This window comes from Paraburkholderia sp. GAS348, from assembly GCF_050434205.1.
GTDB lineage: Bacteria > Pseudomonadota > Gammaproteobacteria > Burkholderiales > Burkholderiaceae > Paraburkholderia.
Genome location: NZ_JBNPVT010000046.1, coordinates 1 through 16,895 on the forward strand (window position 1 = coordinate 1; position 16,895 = coordinate 16,895).

A 16,895-nucleotide genomic window follows, 5' to 3' on the forward strand; every position below is an offset into this window, starting at 1 on the left:
GACTACAAGGGCATTACCCGCAATCATTTGGTCTCACAGGTGACCGGTTTCAGCCTGGGCGACAAGCAGGCCTACAAGCGGGCCGATGACTTGGCAGACTGCGTTTTTTACGGCGTGCTGGTGGCGCTAGAAGGGGAATCGCCTCTTTTGTTTTGAGCTAAAAATATAGGAGAACTGAGATGGCAAGTATCAATGTACCAACACCGATCAATGGCCCACGCGCCAGCCAACTGGTTATCGGCAGTGGCACCCTCACGTCAGTGGCAAACGTCATGCCGATACTGAGCAACCCCGGTAACGCAATTCCGCCAGTAGGTAGTGGTCCGCTGTACACCGGCAGTTTTACCGGCACCGCGCCAATCGACGTTTCATTTTTCGATAGCGCCGCTGGCACGCTCGCCAGTCCCGGCACCCTCATTGCCACGGTGCGCTCTACGAATGGTTATCCGCCGTGCAATCCGAACGCCGCGTACACACACGGGTTGTTCGTCATCCAACGCTCTAGCAGCAGCGTAGCAATCACAGCCTAAGGGAGAACATCATGGCCGACAGCAGCAGCGGAAGAAACGAATTCAACGCCGGTTCCGATTCGGCAATCCATCACCGCAAGGGCAGTGCGTTCGAACAACATGAAGCCACGCCCAAGACCGAACGCAGTACACCGGTACAGGGTCCGGGCGGAAGTTCGATTGTTGGAACGGGTAAGCCGCCCAAGGCCGATGAACGCAGCGCAGTGAAGTAGGCCAGGTTAATCGTTGTGTGTGCAACTAAGGAGAGCGTCATGAGCATCAGGGACTATCTGAGCGGGTGGACAGCGCCGCCCAAGACCGCGCCGGTTGTTGGCGGTAGCGAGGCGGCATCGGACAGCGTGGAAACCGCTTCAATGGCTTCAGGCAACCCCGGTGAGGTGGCACTACCGCTCACACGGGAAGACCGGGCCAAGGCCCGTGCTGACAGCCGCAACAGCCCTTCTACAGACCGGGCAGAGGCAGCGCGCCGGTTTCGCATGCGCGTGCGTTAGGAGGGGTCATGCGCAAATCCAAAGAATCAATTCTTTCGCTGGCATCAGCCGCAAGGCGTACGGGATCGGTAATCGTCGTGCTGGGACCGGAGAACACGCGACTGTGCTGCACCTACCACGTACCCACAGACACGTTTCAATGGCATGTGGACGACAGCCCATGCCCAGCCAGCCGCGTTAGCTGGATTCTGGAGTCGTTGCAGGATGAACAGGTTTAGGAACGACCATGGAATCCTTACGCTTTGGCCTGATTCAGCAGCAGGAACTGCACGATCATCGTGTCTACGAAGGCCGCCCGTTAGAGTTCTTTCCGCACAAAGTGAGTCTCCCCCCACCGCCTGATAAGCCGCCGAAGAAACAGCAGAGCCAGCCACCGCAGAGCCAGCCCCAGCACGACCGGGTGTCCCCAAGCGCTAGTCCCAACATGGTGAGGACGGTCACGCCCACGGGCAAAGTCCGGTGGGCCAACTCACCAGAGACAATCTCAGAGGTGCGGCGGCGCATTGCCGCGTGTGATTCGCTGGGAGCTATTGCCCGCTCCATGAGATTGTCAGTTGCCACCGTGTCCAAGATAAAGCGGGAAATGCGGGCAGAGGCATTAGGGCCAGTGGTGGCAGCATCATCATCTGAGCCAGAGGCATCATCTGAGCCAGCGGCATCAGCAGCAGAGTCACCAGCGCCCGCCTGTGAGGCCACAGACCCATTGCCAGCACCGCCAGCGCCTGAGCCAATGCAATTGATTGCGCAAGCGCCGCTACAGGGTGCACAGCAATCGGTGATTGCGCCAACGCCAGCGGGGGAGCCGCAGAGGTTGCATATTCTCGATTGGGGGCGGCGCATGGCCGGTTATGAATTCAGCACCGCCCCCGAACACTGCCAGCCAGGCAAAGGCCGATCACATGGCAAGGGCATGACGCACCATCAGTTAAATCTGTTCATCAGGTCAGACCGTGGACCTAGCTCAGGCATGAACATCAACGCCCACAGCGAGCGCAAGCCCCAGTCCATGCAATCAATTGCATTGCTGTTTGCGGGCGCATAGGTGTTGACAGCCACCGGCAGGGCGCTGAACGCCTGACGACAGCAGCATGAAAAGCCCGCTTTTTGCCCCAAAATTCAATTTTTTTTGTGGGCGGCCAAAGGCCGGAGAGAAGCTGTTGAAGTACCACCGTAGAACACCGTAGAGCAGCTAAAGAGCTCTCCAATATGCTGATAAAGCAGTCGAATACGGCAGACGGTGCAAATACCGGAAGCCCGTCCGTCTGGAACGTACTTCCATCGTTTTACCCGCAAATACCGCTCAATGTCTGTTGTCTGCATCCGACATTCAGGATAGTCCACGCACAGCGTGCGTACCAATAGTGCCCATAACACGACCATCCCCGCGCGTCCGCTCAACGAAATTTTCAGCGCCTGCCGCTGCTGTTGCGAGCCTGCATGAAAACCGCAACAAATGATGAGAAAACAGGGCAGGGCGACGGCCAGCGCTTACGGTGTTCAATGTGGGCGAAAACGACCATATGCGCCCACGTATGAGCAGGCCGGTTCAGTATGGGCTAAATATAGGGTTTTCTTATTTCGCCCATGGGCTATACTATCTACTCGTATTAGCCCACATGACTGCATTGCAATCAATTGCATAGGGAACCGACATGAAGGCCAAAGACAAATTGACGCTTGAGGAAGCGAACAAACTAATTTATCGCCATACCGGCTCGTTTAGCTGTTTGGTGGGGTTACTTTCTCTGTCGTATGCCAACCATCTTGGCGGTCCCGGACACTGGCTTGAGCAGCGAGACTGGCTAACCTTGCTGGGTCAGCATTGGTCTAGTTGTGACAACGTGTGGGAGTACACAAAGGAACTGAAATACGCGCTGTTTCTCAATGCAACCCCATGCACCGTACCGGAAATGATGAATGACAGCGAACGGCAGGCGCTCGCCGCGCTGCCTGACACCGTGACGATTTACAGGGGGTGCGGGCCGTTGAACATGAAAGGCTGTTGCTGGACGCTCGACCGCAACATAGCCGAAGAATTTACGGTAATGGGCAGATACGAACAGCGCGAACCACTGCTAATAACCGCCACGGTCAAGCGTAATCGTATTGTCGCGCTGAAACTGGACCGCGATGAACAGGAAGTACTTACGTTCAACGCGAAGCGGGTTTCAGTTGATCCACTATCAGCAGAGGACCAGCAACGGGCTTTGGACAGGGTGGGGGAGAGAAGCCAGCGTGATCACGCCGAGTTTATGGCAGAGCTAGACAAGAATAAGGCCAGACTCGCTGCGCAATCAATTGCACAAAAATAGGAGTTCATCATGAGCCGCGTATTCGCCTATTGCCGGGTATCCACCGCCGATCAACATCCGGAGAATCAGATAGCCGAGATCAAGGCCGCTGGGTTCGATATCAAGGCCCAGCGGGTCATCACCGAACATATCAGCGGTAGCACGCCTGCCCGTGAGCGCCCGCAGTTCGCGCTACTGCTGCAAAAGATCGAAGCCACTGACGTGCTGGTGGTGACCAAACTCGACCGGCTGGGCCGCAATGCCATGGACGTGCGAGCCACTGTAGAGGCGCTGGCGGGCATGGGCGTACGCGTACACTGCCTGGCCCTTGGTGGCGTGGACCTGACCAGTAGCGCCGGGAAAATGACCATGCAGGTACTGTGCGCGGTGGCCGAGTTCGAACGTGACCTACTCATTGAACGCACCAACAGCGGACTGGCCCGCGTGAAGGCCGAGGGCCGCAAGCTGGGCCGACCATCGGCCCTCACTGACGAACAGCAAGCCGAAGTACTGCGCAAGCTGTCAGAGGGTGCGACGGTGTACGGGCTGGCACAGGAATTCAATGTAGACCGCCGCAGCATCCGCCGTGTACGTGACAACGCTAACGCCACTGCTGCTGTTGACGCTTGAGCGCATCAGGCACAGGTGTTGGGCGGTGGCAGCACCTGTGCGGGTCATTTTTGCTGTTTTTTTGTACGGATGCCAACGTATTTTTGTCCTATAAAGAGTAAAACGGCGTAAACGAGCCCGACGAGGGGCCCTTGCGGCAATTTCGTGCTCGCATGATGCTTGCTTCTACCTTTTCGGGATCAGCAGATGCGCACACGTGAACTACGTTTGTTGGGGCTCGTTGCCTTCCTGATTTTTTTCTACACATGGATGGTCGTCTTGCCCGATGAGGGGCACGGGCCACATGTGAAGCTGGACCACGTGTTTTTCTGGATGCAAATGCTTTCGGGGTCTGCATGGCCGGAGTGGAAAGATTACACTGATAGCCCGTTCTGGCTGGCAATCGGTGCCACGTTGCAGGTGATGATCGGCGCGGGGCCTGCAATAGCTGTTTTGTGGATCGTCGTACGAATAATGACCAACAGGAGCAACAAGATGAACCTGACCGTAGTTCTGAGCGAGCACGACGCGGCATTGAAGGCGTCTATTTTGTCATTGATCTCCCGGACGTTCGGAGAGGATGCGGCCCGCAAACTGACTCCCGGCGTTAGGGATATCTTCAGGAAAGAACAGGCTGACCTGTTAGACAAGGTGGAACGGATATGGGGCAAGGACGCGCGGGAGGAAGTCTCAAAGCGTATCAGCGAGTTGGTATAACGGAGCCGCGCCATGGCCCTCAACGACGCCGAAATAGAGCAGCTAGAAGAATATGCCGATGACATAGAGGCTGGGGGTGTCGAACCCGCAGACGCCCGGCGAAAGGCTGTTATCGATCAGTCTCACAAAATGGGCAATCCCGGCCCTACGGACGACCAGCTAGAGAAGGTCTTGCGGAAAAAGGGGTTATGGGACGACACGAAGACCCGAAGGCAGAATCTGAGTCCTCACTGAGCGCCGTGAAGCACTGCATGCTGCGCAATCAATTGCACGGCCCTACCCGCGAAGCGTTAGCCCGTTACGACTTTCCACTCTGGATGCTTTTCTGCTGCGCTTTCCGGGACTTCATAGCGCCAGTAGGCTTCACTGAGGGTGTTGGTGGTCTGTGCGGGGTTCTCGACCACTTGAATGGGCCGTTCTAGCCCCGGTATTCCCGCACAGGCCCGGTCTGCATCGGCCTTCTGTTCTGCCGTTACCCACACGATTACAGTTTTCACGCTTCACCCTCGCATAGTCAGGTGTTCGCCAACTATGCAGCGGGATCGTCAAAAGGTAAACGGCGCTCATGCAATTGATTGCACGGCCAGAGACTCAGCCCCGCCGACCAGCGCCCATCCAAACCATGCACGGCAGACCGCAGCAGGCCAGCCACAGCCCGCGTGGACAGCACTAGCGGGTTATCTGAAGGTCATATGCTTCGCCAGCGTCAGTGAGGCATACGCCGGTTCCTGACTGGCTCCAGCCGCTGAAACTGAAAACGCATCGCAGGTTGTGCAGACCATCGGTGGATTCCGCGAGTACGTTGCCATTGCCCACGGCGCTGACGCCTACCGCCGTGCCAGTGTATGCCTGCCCGCCACCGAAGCCGTTTGCCAGCGAGAACGACCCGCCTTGCACGTACACATAGCGCCCGTTGTACGTGCGACCGTCCAGCGTAATCGCCACCGACTTGTCAATCTGCTTGGCCGTGCCGTGGGCCATTGGTCCGGCTGTACGCGGCAATAGCGAGAGATCGTATGTGGCGCACCCTTGCAAGGTCAGCGCCGCCACTGCCGCGCAAACCGCTATCGTTTTTTTAACCACTATTCACCCCGATACACTCTTTGATGGACGGCGAATCCTGTGCTGTAGAACCCGCCGCATGAGCATATCGCAAATACGGCTCACCTCGCCCGCCGTTGCCTGCACACCCTCACGTCACCCCTGGTGACAGCGCAATCAATTGCACGACCGGCGCTCACCCCGCACCACCTCCGCTTTCCTTAAACTTGCGGATTGTGCTGGCTTCCCAGTACGGGCGTGGGTCTCGCCCATCAGGTGCAGGTAGTAACCCGCCCTTCTGGCGTTTGTAAAACTCCGGGGCTGAAACTCCGAATACCGTCAGCAGATGACCGGTTCTCAATCTCCCGCACTGGTGCAGATCAGGAAACGGCAAGGGCAGAGGCCGGGTGTTGCCATTGCGCGTCTTTGCCTGCTTGTCTTTGTCAGCCACGGCTTTCGCTGACGGCGGTGCATCAGGATTGACAATATGGAATCCCATAACTAGCTCCTAAACATTGCGGGACTCCTTTCCCTGAATTGAAAAATCAAATTAAAAAGCAGACGCCCACAAAGGCGTCCGCGCCGATAATCACACCGTACTAATAATCAAACGGACGGCTTCGACCAGTTTCTCTATCCTTTCGACATCAATAGCCGGTTTGGGCTGAATGCGGGCTGATTCGGCTTCGAGCAGATGAGTGATCTTGTAAGCCCGTGCAGCTTCATGGTCTGCTACCTGCATTCGTAGCTCTGAACGCTTCACCTTGAGCACTGCACGTTTTTCGGGACTCAGGCGACCCGATTTAAGTTCACGCTGGACGAACCACAGTTCATGCTGGGCGAACCACAGTTTACGTTCGACCAACTGATAATTACGGTAAAGGTCTGGGTGAAAATCGAACAACACACGATGAATAGGGTCAGAGGGAACCCCGCTTACCCAGTCCCTTTCCCCGGGGCTAAGTCCATCGTCTTCTGGCTTGGGTCTTTCCTCTGTTTCTTCCTGAGTATCAGAGTCGTTGGTGACTGCTTGTAGATAGGTCATGTCATGCTCCTTGGAAAAATCACACAAGGGAGCCGATCATCGGACCAATAAAAAAGGAGTCCGCCCAGCACCAGGCTGGTTGATCGGACTCCTTCCGGGGATATTGCGAGGGCGTCTGTCTAACGTCCCGCACAGCTAATATGCGCCTCCATGCATCAGAATGCAATAGCGTGTAGGAGAATATTTATAGTTGTGTTAGTTACTGCACATTCGTGGCTTTCAGGTTATCCAGATAATCGCCCCACGCGTCCATCATCTTGACCCGCTCAAGCCAGAACTGTTCTGCGTTTTCAGCCAGATACGCGGCTTTCACTGGATCACGCTCTTTGTGGGCAAGTTGCTGGTCTGCCGCTTCACTCTGATACTTGTTTCTCAACGCCCACGAATAGAACGTGCCACGTACGCCGTGTGCCCTGAACCAGTTACCGGTATCACCACCAAAACCCATATTCGCCAGCGCACTGTTAATGGTGGTAGTAGCCATGAAATCAACGGGACGGCGCTGATTAGGCAATAACCACCCTTTACCACCAGTCAGAACCCGCAGCTTTTCCAGTACTGACAGCGCTTGACTGCTGAGTGGTACGGAATGCGCTATACGGCGTTTCATCCGGCTGGCCGGAACATTCCACGTGTGTTTTTCCCAATCAATTTCTTTCCAGTCTGCACCTCTCACCTCGACCGTACGCAACGCCGTCAACGTCAGAAGTTCAATTGCGAGTTTGGTTAGCCGCTGACCACGATATTTTTCGACAGCCGTCAGCAATTCACTCAAACCCGCGTCGTTCAGTTTGGTGTTATGCCGGGTAGCTGGCTTTTCGATCACTTCGGAGGTGCGTAGATCGACCATAGGATTGGTCTTGGTCTTGCCTTTCATGATCGCCAGCCGGAACACCGCATCTAGCGCACGCCGGATGACAATTGCATTATGCGGGGCTTCGCTTTTACGCTCACCGCCGATGAGTGCCCGATCTTTCCTGACGGCCACGCTGGTGACGAGTTCGTATAAGTCGCCGGTCTGCACGTCCTGCACAGGCAGCGCACCTAGTGGAGTATCCCGTACGTACCGTTCTAGCAACTTGCGCACCTTGGCAGCGTGATCGACTCCCCAGCCGGGAGTTTTCTTACCCAGCCACTCACGGGCAATGCCTGCCAGACTGCCGGGGATCACGTTCTCCCAGCCGCTCTCCCAATCATTGGCGCTGGCACTGGCTGGTGCAGTCAATTGCACAGCCATTGGCGTGTGCACAGAACTGCCCGGCACGGGCGTGGTCTTGACCTTGGCAGGCTTGATCTTAAGCGGTGGGGGCTGGAGGCCCTGTCCTACCAGCTTGGCAGCATCGGCACGGAGTTCGCGGGCACGCAGCAACCCCACTTCTGGATACTCGCCTATGGTGTACGTCGCATCTTTGTCACCAAGCCGGTACGACCAGTACCAGCGGCGGCTACCTGACGTGCCGACCAGCACATACAATCTGTCTCTATCGTAGAGCTTGCGCGGTTTGGCACCGGGCTTGGCATTTTTTATCTGGGTATCGGTCAGACCTTTGGCGGTGGGCATGGCGACCTCTCTTGGGGTAAAACGAACTAGGGGGTAAAACTGGACTTTTCACCCCGAAAGTTTACCCCAAAACCCAAAAATGTGCCCGCGTGCGTCAACATGAAATTTATGGAAAAACCCAGTGTTTACAAGGCTTTGAACATGAAGTGGCATGCACAGGAATGCAGATGTTAGGCTCCATCAAGAACGAACATTGTATGCGTTTTGTCCGCACGGTCGGAGCATGGCTTGGCGCGCTTTCGGTTGCGGTGATGCTGGCTTCCTGCGGCGGCGGCGCGGTCCGACCCTCGGTTTCGCCGCCCACGGGTGCCGCGATCATACCCGGGCAGATTGCCGCGACGCGGCTCACAGCGGTAGCCTGGCAGCAGGTGCCGGGGTGGCAGGACGATTCGCTGATCGGCGCAACGGCGGCGTTGCGGCAAAACTGCCTGAGGCTTGCGCGTCAACCGAACTGGGCCCGCGCATGCGCGGCGGCCTCGCAGATCGACGATCTGGACGTTACCAGTGCGCGGGCGTTTTTCGAGGCGTATTTCACGCCGTTTCAGTTAGCTAACAACGACGGCACCCTCGATGGCCTCGTCACCGGCTACTACGAGCCGTTGCTGCGCGGTTCGCGCACGCGGCACGGCGTGTATCAGACGGCGCTGTACCGCTGGCCATCCGGTTATCGCTCGGGTGCTCCGCTGCCGGCGCGTGCGCAACTCGAGCGTGCGGGCGTGCTCAACGGCAACGAACTCGTGTGGGTCGACGATCCGATCGAAGCCTTCTTCCTGCAAGTGCAGGGGTCCGGGCGCGTTGTGATGGAAGACGGCAGCGTTATGCGGGTCGGCTTTGGCGGCACGAACAATCAACCGTACAAATCGATCGGGCGGTGGTTGCTCGATCGCGGCGAACTGACGCCGGCACAGGCGACCATGCAGGGGATTAAGGCATGGGCGCGCGCGAATCCCACGCGGGTCGACGCATTGCTCGATACCAATCCGCGCTTCGTGTTTTTCCGTGAGATGCCATCTGGCGAAAGTGCACCGAGCGGTGGCGCGGACGGCCCGATCGGCGCGCTGGGTGTGCCGTTGACGCCGGAGCGGTCGATCGCGGTGGATCCGACCTCGATTCCGCTGGGTACGCCGGTGTTCTTGCAGACCACGCGTCCGTTGACGAACTCTCCGATGAATCGCCTCGTCTTTGCGCAGGACACGGGGTCCGCGATCAAAGGCGGCGTGCGCGCGGACTACTTTTGGGGTCTTGGCGACGATGCCGGCGATCTGGCCGGCAAGATGAAGCAGGGCGGTCGGATGTGGCTGTTGTTACCGAATTCGTGAGGGTTTGGCGGGGGCCGGGCGGCGGATTTCCTGGTTGAGAACCTGAGAACTGCCGTGTCTAATTTGCCTGGCGTCTGGCGTCTGGCACCCGACACCCGACACCCGACACCCGACACCCGACACCCGACACCCGACACCCGACACCCGACACCCGACACCCGACACCCGACACCCGACACCCGGCAGCGGCGCGACTTCCAGATACGGACGCTGCCGCGTGAGTCGGCTCTCTCCGCTTCCGCTTGTCCAACACTCGCGTGCTTTGTCGACAGCGCTGTCAGCCCTGTTTACGGCGAGCACTTTTGATAACGGCGCTGACGCCGATCAGCGCCGTTATCAAGCATCGACCTTCGGCAATCTGGCGCTTCGCTTAAAGCTCCGACTTCCGCTTGTCCACCACCCGTCGAGCCTTGCCCACTGAACGCTCGATGCCGTTTACACCCAGCACGTTCACGATCGCGCTGACGCCGATCAGCGCCTTGATGTCATAGGTCAATGCCTGCTTCGCCGTGGTCAGCGCGGCAGTATCCGGTGCCGACTCCGGGCACGGTTCGACGTTCAACGTCAGGACATCAAGCGGCCCTTCCTTGGTTAACACGATCTGATAGTGAGGCGCGAGGGCGTGCTGCTTGAGCAGCAGTTCTTCAATCTGCGTCGGGAACACGTTGACGCCGCGCACGATCATCATGTCGTCCGAACGCCCCGTGATCTTTTCCATTCGGCGCATGGTGCGCGCGCTGCCCGGCAAGAGACGCGTCAGATCGCGCGTCCGGTATCGGACGATCGGCAGCGCTTCCTTGGTCAACGATGTGAATACCAGTTCGCCGAGTTCGCCGTCCGGCAGCACTTCGCCGGTTTCGGGGTCGATGATCTCGGGATAGAAATGGTCTTCCCAGATGGTTGGGCCGTCTTTGGTCTCGACGCATTCCGACGCGACACCAGGTCCCATCACTTCAGATAGGCCGTAGATATCGACAGCATCGATGCCCATGCGCTTTTCGATCGCCTGGCGCATGTCGTTGGTCCACGGTTCCGCGCCGAAGATGCCGATGCGCAGCGAGCAATTCGCCGGATCGACGCCCTGCCGTTCGAGTTCGTCGGCGATCGACAACATATAGCTCGGTGTCACCATGATGATGTCGGGCCGGAAGTCCTGAATCAGTTGCACCTGCTTTTCAGTCTGACCACCGCCAAACGGGATCACCGTCAGCCCCGCGCGCTCGGCGCCGTAATGTGCGCCCAGGCCGCCTGTGAACAAACCATAGCCGTAGCTGATGTGAACCTTGTCGCCGCGCTTTGCTCCTGCGGCGCGGATCGAACGTGCGACGAGATTCGCCCACGTATCGATATCGCGCGCCGTGTAGCCGACGACGGTCGGCTTGCCCGTCGTACCGGACGACGCGTGGATCCGCGAAATCTGCTCTTGCGGCACCGCGAACATGCCAAACGGGTAGTTGTCGCGCAGATCCTTTTTGGTGGTGAATGGGAAACGCGCCAGGTCCGCGAGGGTCTTCACTTCGCTTGGGTGGACGCCGGCTTCATCGAATTTTTGCCGATAGACCGGCGAATTCTCGTAAGCGTGGTTCAGCGACCACTTGAGCCGTTCGAGTTGGAGCGCGGCGAGTTCGTCGCGGCTGGCTGTCTCGATGGGATCGAGCGGAAGGGCGGTGGTCATCGAATGTCTCCTTGCTGCCTCAATGCTTGGGTCTGGGGTGCGGTGCGCTAGCGCGCAAAAACCCGGGACTCGTTGCTATATCTGGGGGCGCTGCCAATGTTGTCGCGGACGTACCGCGACTCTGCTGCGAATTTGGCGCGACTCTGCTGTTCAATCTGTTATTCAATCGCCTGTAGGAATCAGGTTGCCTTTGATCTGTGCAGATTTGCCGCGAAACATCGCCACGGTTTCTTCTGCGCGATTCGTGACGCGAATATCGTAAATGCCGGTGCGGCCGCTCAACGTTTGCTCAAACGCTTCGGCCGTCAACACGTCGCCGCCTTTTACCGGCCTCAGGAATTCGATCGAGCAGCCGGCTGCGACGGTGTTGATGTTGTGTGTGTTGCAGGCGAAAGCGAAGGTCGAATCAGCGAGCGTGAAAATCAGGCCGCCGTGGCAAATTTGATGGCCGTTCAGGAAGTCGTCGCGCACGGCCATGCGCAGGCGCGCGTACCCTGGGCGCACTTCTACGATTTCGAGTCCGAGTGCCCGGCTGCACGCGTCGTTTTCGTACATGGCGACCGCGGTTGCACGAGCGAGTTCGTCGGGTGTCATTTGGGCCGGGTGGTTCGACTGTGCGGACATATCAGCGACCCTCGAAGCGCGGCGCGCGTTTTTCCACGAATGCTTGCACACCTTCCGCGTAATCGTGCGAAGCGCCGAGTTCGCGTTGCAGATCGCGCTCGAGATCGAGCTGCTGATCCAGGGTTTGCGTCACGCCAGCGCGCATCGCCTGCTTGATTGCGGCGATGGCGCGCGTGGGTTGCTGCGCCAGTTGTGCTGCGAGTTTGCTTGCCGCGACGGCCAGTTCTGTGTCATCAACCGTTTGCCAGATCAGGCCCCAGCTTTCGGCTTTCTCCGCGCTCAGTTTGTCGCCGGTGATGGCGAGCCCCAAGGCGCGCGCCATGCCGACGCGTTGCGGCAGGAACCAGGTGCCGCCCGAGTCCGGTACGAGACCGATCTTCACGAATGCCTGGATGAAACTCGCCGAACGGGCGGCAAGCACCAGATCGCAAGCCAGCGCGAGATTGGCGCCGGCGCCTGCGGCCGTGCCGTTGACCGCAGCAATCACGGGCAATGACAGTGCTTGCAGGCGGCGAATCAGCGGATTGAAATGCTTGTCGATCAGCGCGCCCAGATCGGTCATCGCGCCCGGCGTGAAGTCGAGATCCGCGAGATCCTGTCCCGCGCAGAAGCCGCGGCCCGCGCCGGTCAGCACGAGCGCACGGGCGCTGGACGCCTCGACCTGGTCGAGTGCGGTGCTCAATTCCCGGTGCATCGCGCGCGTAAAGCTGTTGAGCTTGTCAGGGCGGTTCAGCGTGATGGTCGCTACGCGACTCGATGTATCTATGTCGAGGCGAATCGCTTCATATGACATTGGGTGTCTCCTCAAAGTCTCTTTGATCGGCGGCGCGGCGTTGGTGTCAGAGCCGCTCGATCACCAAGGCGATGCCTTGACCTACGCCGATACACATCGTGCAAAGCGCAAAGCGGCCGTTGATCCGCTCCAGCTGGTAAAGCGCGGTGGTGATCAAGCGCGCGCCCGATGCGCCGAGCGGGTGGCCGAGCGCGATCGCTCCGCCATTCGGATTGACGCGCGGATCGTCGTCGCGCAGACCGAGTGTGCGCAGGACGGCAAGCCCTTGCGATGCGAAGGCTTCGTTCAACTCGATCACGTCGAATTGCTCGAATGTCATGTTCAGTTGCTTCAACAGCTTTTGCGTGGCTGGCGCCGGGCCGATGCCCATGATGCGCGGCTCCACGCCCGCCGTCGCCATGCCCGCCACACGTGCACGGCGACGCAATCCATATTGATCGGCAGCCGCCTGATTCGCGAGCAGCAGTGCGCATGCGCCGTCGTTCACGCCCGATGCATTGCCGGCGGTCACGCTGCCGTCCGGGCGGACCACACCCTTGAGCTTGCCCAGGCTTTCGAGCGTCGTTTCGCGTGGATGCTCGTCGAGCGTCACGCGTACGGGGTCGCCTTTCTTCTGCGCAATTTCAACGCCGACGATTTCCTGTGCCAAAGTGCCATCGCGCTGCGCGCGGGCCGCTTTTTGCTGGCTCGACAGCGCAAAGGCGTCTTGATCCGCACGGCTTACGCTGAATTCGACGGCGACGTTTTCCGCGGTCTCCGGCATCGAATCGACGCCATATTGGCGCTTCATTAGCGGATTGATGAAGCGCCAGCCGATGGTCGTGTCGTAAATGTCGGCCTGCCGCGAGAACGCACTGGTGGCCTTGCCCATCACGAACGGCGCGCGGGTCATGCTTTCCACCCCGCCAGCGATCATCAACCGCGCTTCACCCGCTTTGATGGCGCGAGCAGCGGTGCCGACCGCGTCCATGCCCGAGCCGCACAGGCGGTTGATGGTTGCGCCGGGTGTGTCCGTGGGCAAGCCGGCCAGCAATGCGGACATGCGGGCGACGTTGCGGTTGTCTTCGCCGGCCTGATTGGCGCAGCCATAGATCACGTCGTCAATTGCCCGCCAGTCGACACCGGGATTGCGCTCGATCAGCGCTTTGATCGGCACCGCACCCAGGTCATCGGCGCGGACATCTTTCAGGGCGCCGCCGTAACGGCCGATTGGGGTGCGAATCGCGTCGCAAATGAAGGCGTCGTTCATGTGGGTTCCTACTGGGACGGTTCGGCGGGACATGCCGAACCGATGTCTCATGTTAGTTGGGGCGCACGGCTCGGTCCATTCGGCCAAACGGCATAGGACGAAAGCCGTGCTTTTGTCTTACGCCATTCAGCCAGCTACCGCCGGTGCCGCTTTCGGTTCAACATGAACTCGACTTTGAACGACGCGGAAGCGGTTCGCGACAAAGGCCGCATCGGCCAGCGCGGCATTTGCTGCCGGGTTTGCGCCCGTGCCGTGGAAGTCGGAGAAAGCAGCGGACTGATTGACGAAAACGCTGCCCGTCAAATTGATCGAGAGTGCTACGCCACCGCGGATCGATGCTTCGTGCGCCTCGTCGAGCACAGCTTCATCCGTGCTGTAGACCGACAGCGTCAGCGCGCCGTGCTCGGCGGCGATCGCGCCAGCAAGGTCGAGCGACTGAGCTGTAGAGTCCGTCGCGATCACGAACGAGATCGGGCCGAACCATTCTTTGGTGAACTGCGCGTGGTCGGTTGCAGCATCCAGTTGGAGCACGAGCGGTGTGCGTACGCGGGCGCCGGCAAAAGCTGGATGCTCGAGCGATTGGCTTTCTACCAGAACGCGGCCGAGCTTGACGGCTTCGTCGATACGTTGGGTTACGCCTTCGTTCTGGATCGCGCCGAGCAGTTCGACGGCGCGCGCCGGGTCTGCAACCAGTTTTTGCACTGCGCCGGCGATAGCTTGAGCAACTTCGTCGAAACCCAGTGTGCCTTCAGCGGTGCGGATGCCGGCGCGCGGTACGTAGATGTTTTGCGGCGCGGTGCACATCTGGCCCGAGTACAGCGCGAGTGAGAAGGCGATATTGCGAGCGGCGGCTTTGATGTCGTCCACCGAGTCGATCACGATCTGGTTGACGCCGGCCTTTTCGGTGTAGACCTGAGCCTGATGCGCATTGCGCTCAAGCCAGGTGCCGTTTTGTGTGCTACCCGTGAAGTCGATCAATTTGATTTCCGGACGCAGCGCCAGATCTTGGACGAGCGGGCCATCGTTCGGTTCGGTCGCCAGCAGCGTGACGATGTTCGGATCGAAACCGGCTTCGCGCAGCACGTCACGCGCGATTCGTACGGTCAGCGCGAGCGGCAGGATCGCGCCCGGATGCGGCTTGACGATGACCGTGTTGCCTGTTGCCAGATCAGCGAAGAGGCCCGGATAGCCGTTCCACGTCGGAAAGGTGCAGCAGCCGAGCACGAGACCGGTGCCGCGCGGTACGACGGTGTAGCGTTTGTGCATCGCGAGCGGCGGATTTTTGCCTTGCGGCTTTTCCCAATGGGCACCGGCGGGAATGCCGCGCAGTTGATCCCATGCGTACACGACCGCTTCGAGTGCACGGTCTTGCGCATGCGGGCCGCCGGCCTGGAAGGCCATCATGAATGCCTGACCGGTTGTGTGCATCACGCTGTAGCCGATTTCGAAGCTGGCGCGATTCACGCGCGCGAGGATTTCGAGGCATACGCCGATCCATGCCTGCGGGCCGGCTTTGCGCCAATCGCGCTGTGCCGCGGCGGCGGCGGAGATCAGCGCATCGGGATCGGCTTTCGGATAGCGCACGCCAAGCGGGAACCCGAACGGCGAGACTTCAGCGCCGACGGTTTCCCCAGTTGACGGCTGGTCGAGTTCGAACGTCTTGTTCAGGTGCGCTTTGAATGCGGTTTCGCCGTCGGCGCTGGCTGTTTCCCCGTACACTTTCGGACTGGGCATCTCGACGAACGGACTCCAGTAGCCGCGCGTCTCAATCGCGGTGAGTGCCTTTTGCAGCGTGTCTTCGTGCTTGGTGAATAGCGGATGTGTCATGGCAGAGGGGCTTGTCTGTACGTTGGGAAAAGCCTGTCGAATAATTGACCGACCGGTTGGTTGGTGAATGGTAGCATTATTAAGACGGCCGCGCGAAGCGTTTTCGCGCGCCATTAACCATTAGGAGGCGGCATGGCTTACGAGAACATTCAGGTTGAGACGCGGGGGCGGGTCGGTTTGGTCACGTTGAATCGCCCGAAGGCGTTGAACGCGCTGAACGACGCGTTGATGGACGAACTGGGCGCTGCGCTGCGCGAGTTCGATGCCGACGAAGCGATTGGTGCGATCGTGGTGACGGGCAGCGAGAAAGCGTTTGCCGCCGGCGCCGACATCGGCATGATGGCGACCTACACCTATATGGATGTCTACAAAGGCGACTACATCACTCGCAACTGGGAAACGGTGCGCTCCATCCGCAAGCCGATCATTGCGGCGGTGGCGGGCTTCGCGCTTGGCGGTGGTTGCGAGTTGGCGATGATGTGCGACATTATTTTCGCCGCCGACACTGCGAAATTCGGCCAGCCGGAAATCAAGCTCGGCATCATGCCGGGTGCTGGCGGTACGCAGCGACTGCCGCGCGCCGTCTCAAAGGCGAAGGCGATGGACCTATGCCTGACCGCCCGCTTCATGGACGCTGCTGAGGCGGAGCGCGCTGGATTGGTCTCGCGGGTGATTCCCGCGGCTTCGCTGCTCGACGAGGCAGTGGCTGCGGCCGCAACCATCGCTGAATTCCCGCTGCCGGCGGTGATGATGGTCAAGGAGTCGGTTAACCGTGCGTACGAAACGACGCTTGCGGAAGGCGTGCATTTCGAGCGCCGTCTCTTCCATTCGCTCTTCGCTACGGAGGATCAGAAGGAGGGGATGGCCGCGTTTGTTGAGAAGCGCAAACCGGTTTTCAAGCATCGTTAATACGCTTGTCAAAATAACGCTTGCAAGGGGCCGTGCGGCTCGCTAGAATCTCGCTCTTTCGTGCTTCGGACACCGGGGCACGGGAGGCGGGAGAGCCAGTAGTGGCAAGGCTTTGCGCGAAGTGAGCGGGTTGAGAAAGTTGGAAAAACCTGTTGACGGCGTAGCGAAAGTTCTTCATAATCTCGTTTCTCTGCTGCTGATGCAGCGACGCAGA

The 16,895-nt window shown here is 59.2% G+C and carries 21 protein-coding genes; 10 read left to right on the forward strand and 11 right to left on the reverse strand.

The window, feature by feature from the left end:
* The first annotated feature begins 179 nt into the window (after window positions 1-179).
* The 8 genes from P3T22_RS32555 to P3T22_RS32590 all read left to right on the forward strand — a co-directional run bounded on the left by P3T22_RS32555 (window position 180) and on the right by P3T22_RS32590 (window position 4,872).
* A complete protein-coding gene (locus tag P3T22_RS32555) occupies window positions 180-530 on the forward strand; it encodes a hypothetical protein (RefSeq protein WP_429327188.1) in 351 nt (116 codons plus the stop codon).
* 11 nt (window positions 531-541) lie between these two features.
* Window positions 542-742, forward strand: a complete 201-nt coding sequence (locus tag P3T22_RS32560; RefSeq protein WP_429327189.1) for a hypothetical protein — start codon at window positions 542-544, stop codon at window positions 740-742.
* Window positions 743-781: 39 nt separating this feature from the next.
* Window positions 782-1,021, forward strand: a complete 240-nt coding sequence (locus tag P3T22_RS32565; RefSeq protein WP_429327190.1) for a hypothetical protein — start codon at window positions 782-784, stop codon at window positions 1,019-1,021.
* Window positions 1,022-1,751: 730 nt separating this feature from the next.
* Complete coding sequence (locus tag P3T22_RS32570) at window positions 1,752-2,063, forward strand: hypothetical protein (protein ID WP_429327191.1); 312 nt, start codon at window positions 1,752-1,754, stop codon at window positions 2,061-2,063.
* Between the two features lie 610 nt (window positions 2,064-2,673).
* Window positions 2,674-3,333 (forward strand): hypothetical protein, encoded by a 660-nt coding sequence (locus P3T22_RS32575; protein ID WP_429327192.1) that lies wholly within the window; start codon window positions 2,674-2,676, stop codon window positions 3,331-3,333.
* 9 nt (window positions 3,334-3,342) lie between these two features.
* Window positions 3,343-3,942, forward strand: coding sequence for a recombinase family protein (locus P3T22_RS32580; RefSeq protein ID WP_429327193.1), 600 nt, complete (start codon window positions 3,343-3,345; stop codon window positions 3,940-3,942).
* A 186-nt stretch (window positions 3,943-4,128) separates the two neighbouring features.
* Window positions 4,129-4,638 (forward strand): hypothetical protein, encoded by a 510-nt coding sequence (locus P3T22_RS32585; RefSeq protein ID WP_429327194.1) that lies wholly within the window; start codon window positions 4,129-4,131, stop codon window positions 4,636-4,638.
* A gap of 12 nt (window positions 4,639-4,650) precedes the next feature.
* Entirely contained in the window at window positions 4,651-4,872 is a 222-nt protein-coding gene (locus P3T22_RS32590; RefSeq protein ID WP_429327195.1) for a hypothetical protein, read from the forward strand.
* Between the two features lie 56 nt (window positions 4,873-4,928).
* Here the strand turns inward: P3T22_RS32590 and P3T22_RS32595 are convergent, their stop codons facing one another.
* The 5 genes from P3T22_RS32595 to P3T22_RS32615 form a co-directional block, all read right to left on the reverse strand.
* On the reverse strand, window positions 4,929-5,135 hold the full coding sequence (locus P3T22_RS32595; RefSeq protein WP_429327196.1) for a hypothetical protein: 207 nt from the start codon (window positions 5,133-5,135) through the stop codon (window positions 4,929-4,931).
* A 172-nt stretch (window positions 5,136-5,307) separates the two neighbouring features.
* Entirely contained in the window at window positions 5,308-5,619 is a 312-nt protein-coding gene (locus P3T22_RS32600; protein ID WP_429327197.1) for a hypothetical protein, read from the reverse strand.
* 256 nt (window positions 5,620-5,875) lie between these two features.
* Window positions 5,876-6,178 (reverse strand): hypothetical protein, encoded by a 303-nt coding sequence (locus P3T22_RS32605; protein WP_429327198.1) that lies wholly within the window; start codon window positions 6,176-6,178, stop codon window positions 5,876-5,878.
* A gap of 90 nt (window positions 6,179-6,268) precedes the next feature.
* A complete protein-coding gene (locus P3T22_RS32610; RefSeq protein WP_429327199.1) occupies window positions 6,269-6,724 on the reverse strand; it encodes a hypothetical protein in 456 nt (151 codons plus the stop codon).
* Between the two features lie 199 nt (window positions 6,725-6,923).
* Window positions 6,924-8,285 carry a tyrosine-type recombinase/integrase gene (locus tag P3T22_RS32615; RefSeq protein WP_429327200.1) on the reverse strand — a complete coding sequence of 454 codons (1,362 nt, stop codon included), beginning with the start codon at window positions 8,283-8,285 and terminating at the stop codon, window positions 6,924-6,926.
* Window positions 8,286-8,482: 197 nt separating this feature from the next.
* Here P3T22_RS32615 and mltA point away from each other — a divergent pair, with 197 nt between their 5' ends.
* Window positions 8,483-9,604 (forward strand): murein transglycosylase A, encoded by a 1,122-nt coding sequence (mltA, locus tag P3T22_RS32620; RefSeq protein WP_429327201.1) that lies wholly within the window; start codon window positions 8,483-8,485, stop codon window positions 9,602-9,604.
* Window positions 9,605-9,974: 370 nt separating this feature from the next.
* Here the strand turns inward: mltA and paaK are convergent, their stop codons facing one another.
* From paaK to paaN, 5 genes are all read right to left on the reverse strand, one after another.
* Window positions 9,975-11,279, reverse strand: a complete 1,305-nt coding sequence (paaK, locus tag P3T22_RS32625; RefSeq protein WP_063497445.1) for a phenylacetate--CoA ligase PaaK — start codon at window positions 11,277-11,279, stop codon at window positions 9,975-9,977.
* A gap of 162 nt (window positions 11,280-11,441) precedes the next feature.
* On the reverse strand, window positions 11,442-11,903 hold the full coding sequence (gene paaI / locus P3T22_RS32630) for a hydroxyphenylacetyl-CoA thioesterase PaaI (RefSeq protein ID WP_063497444.1): 462 nt from the start codon (window positions 11,901-11,903) through the stop codon (window positions 11,442-11,444).
* Window position 11,904: 1 nt separating this feature from the next.
* Window positions 11,905-12,696, reverse strand: a complete 792-nt coding sequence (paaG, locus tag P3T22_RS32635; RefSeq protein ID WP_429327202.1) for a 2-(1,2-epoxy-1,2-dihydrophenyl)acetyl-CoA isomerase PaaG — start codon at window positions 12,694-12,696, stop codon at window positions 11,905-11,907.
* Between the two features lie 46 nt (window positions 12,697-12,742).
* Window positions 12,743-13,945, reverse strand: a complete 1,203-nt coding sequence (pcaF, locus tag P3T22_RS32640) for a 3-oxoadipyl-CoA thiolase (protein ID WP_063497442.1) — start codon at window positions 13,943-13,945, stop codon at window positions 12,743-12,745.
* A gap of 126 nt (window positions 13,946-14,071) precedes the next feature.
* The gene (paaN, locus tag P3T22_RS32645; RefSeq protein WP_063497441.1) at window positions 14,072-15,772 is read right to left on the reverse strand and encodes a phenylacetic acid degradation protein PaaN; all 1,701 of its coding nucleotides are present in this window, start codon (window positions 15,770-15,772) and stop codon (window positions 14,072-14,074) included.
* Between the two features lie 132 nt (window positions 15,773-15,904).
* On the opposite strand from paaN, the gene P3T22_RS32650 reads away from it, so the two are divergent.
* Window positions 15,905-16,681, forward strand: coding sequence for an enoyl-CoA hydratase (locus tag P3T22_RS32650; protein ID WP_063497440.1), 777 nt, complete (start codon window positions 15,905-15,907; stop codon window positions 16,679-16,681).
* Here the strand turns inward: P3T22_RS32650 and P3T22_RS32655 are convergent.
* Window positions 16,668-16,895: hypothetical protein (locus P3T22_RS32655; RefSeq protein ID WP_429327203.1), on the reverse strand; the 228-nt coding region annotated here is incomplete at its 5' end. The genes P3T22_RS32650 and P3T22_RS32655 overlap by 14 nt on opposite strands.

Bases quoted from the DNA above. Each gene is read 5' to 3' on its own strand.
- P3T22_RS32555 (WP_429327188.1), top strand. From the start codon at position 180: ATGGCAAGTATCAATGTACCAACACCGATCAATGGCCCACGCGCCAGC.
- P3T22_RS32560 (WP_429327189.1), top strand. From the start codon at position 542: ATGGCCGACAGCAGCAGCGGAAGAAACGAATTCAACGCCGGTTCCGAT.
- P3T22_RS32565 (WP_429327190.1), top strand. From the start codon at position 782: ATGAGCATCAGGGACTATCTGAGCGGGTGGACAGCGCCGCCCAAGACC.
- P3T22_RS32570 (WP_429327191.1), top strand. From the start codon at position 1,752: ATGCAATTGATTGCGCAAGCGCCGCTACAGGGTGCACAGCAATCGGTG.
- P3T22_RS32575 (WP_429327192.1), top strand. From the start codon at position 2,674: ATGAAGGCCAAAGACAAATTGACGCTTGAGGAAGCGAACAAACTAATT.
- P3T22_RS32580 (WP_429327193.1), top strand. From the start codon at position 3,343: ATGAGCCGCGTATTCGCCTATTGCCGGGTATCCACCGCCGATCAACAT.
- P3T22_RS32585 (WP_429327194.1), top strand. From the start codon at position 4,129: ATGCGCACACGTGAACTACGTTTGTTGGGGCTCGTTGCCTTCCTGATT.
- P3T22_RS32590 (WP_429327195.1), top strand. From the start codon at position 4,651: ATGGCCCTCAACGACGCCGAAATAGAGCAGCTAGAAGAATATGCCGAT.
- P3T22_RS32600 (WP_429327197.1), bottom strand. From the start codon at position 5,619: ATGGCCCACGGCACGGCCAAGCAGATTGACAAGTCGGTGGCGATTACG.
- P3T22_RS32605 (WP_429327198.1), bottom strand. From the start codon at position 6,178: ATGGGATTCCATATTGTCAATCCTGATGCACCGCCGTCAGCGAAAGCC.
- P3T22_RS32610 (WP_429327199.1), bottom strand. From the start codon at position 6,724: ATGACCTATCTACAAGCAGTCACCAACGACTCTGATACTCAGGAAGAA.
- P3T22_RS32615 (WP_429327200.1), bottom strand. From the start codon at position 8,285: ATGCCCACCGCCAAAGGTCTGACCGATACCCAGATAAAAAATGCCAAG.
- mltA (WP_429327201.1), top strand. From the start codon at position 8,483: ATGCGTTTTGTCCGCACGGTCGGAGCATGGCTTGGCGCGCTTTCGGTT.
- paaK (WP_063497445.1), bottom strand. From the start codon at position 11,279: ATGACCACCGCCCTTCCGCTCGATCCCATCGAGACAGCCAGCCGCGAC.
- paaI (WP_063497444.1), bottom strand. From the start codon at position 11,903: ATGTCCGCACAGTCGAACCACCCGGCCCAAATGACACCCGACGAACTC.
- paaG (WP_429327202.1), bottom strand. From the start codon at position 12,696: ATGTCATATGAAGCGATTCGCCTCGACATAGATACATCGAGTCGCGTA.
- pcaF (WP_063497442.1), bottom strand. From the start codon at position 13,945: ATGAACGACGCCTTCATTTGCGACGCGATTCGCACCCCAATCGGCCGT.
- paaN (WP_063497441.1), bottom strand. From the start codon at position 15,772: ATGACACATCCGCTATTCACCAAGCACGAAGACACGCTGCAAAAGGCA.
- P3T22_RS32650 (WP_063497440.1), top strand. From the start codon at position 15,905: ATGGCTTACGAGAACATTCAGGTTGAGACGCGGGGGCGGGTCGGTTTG.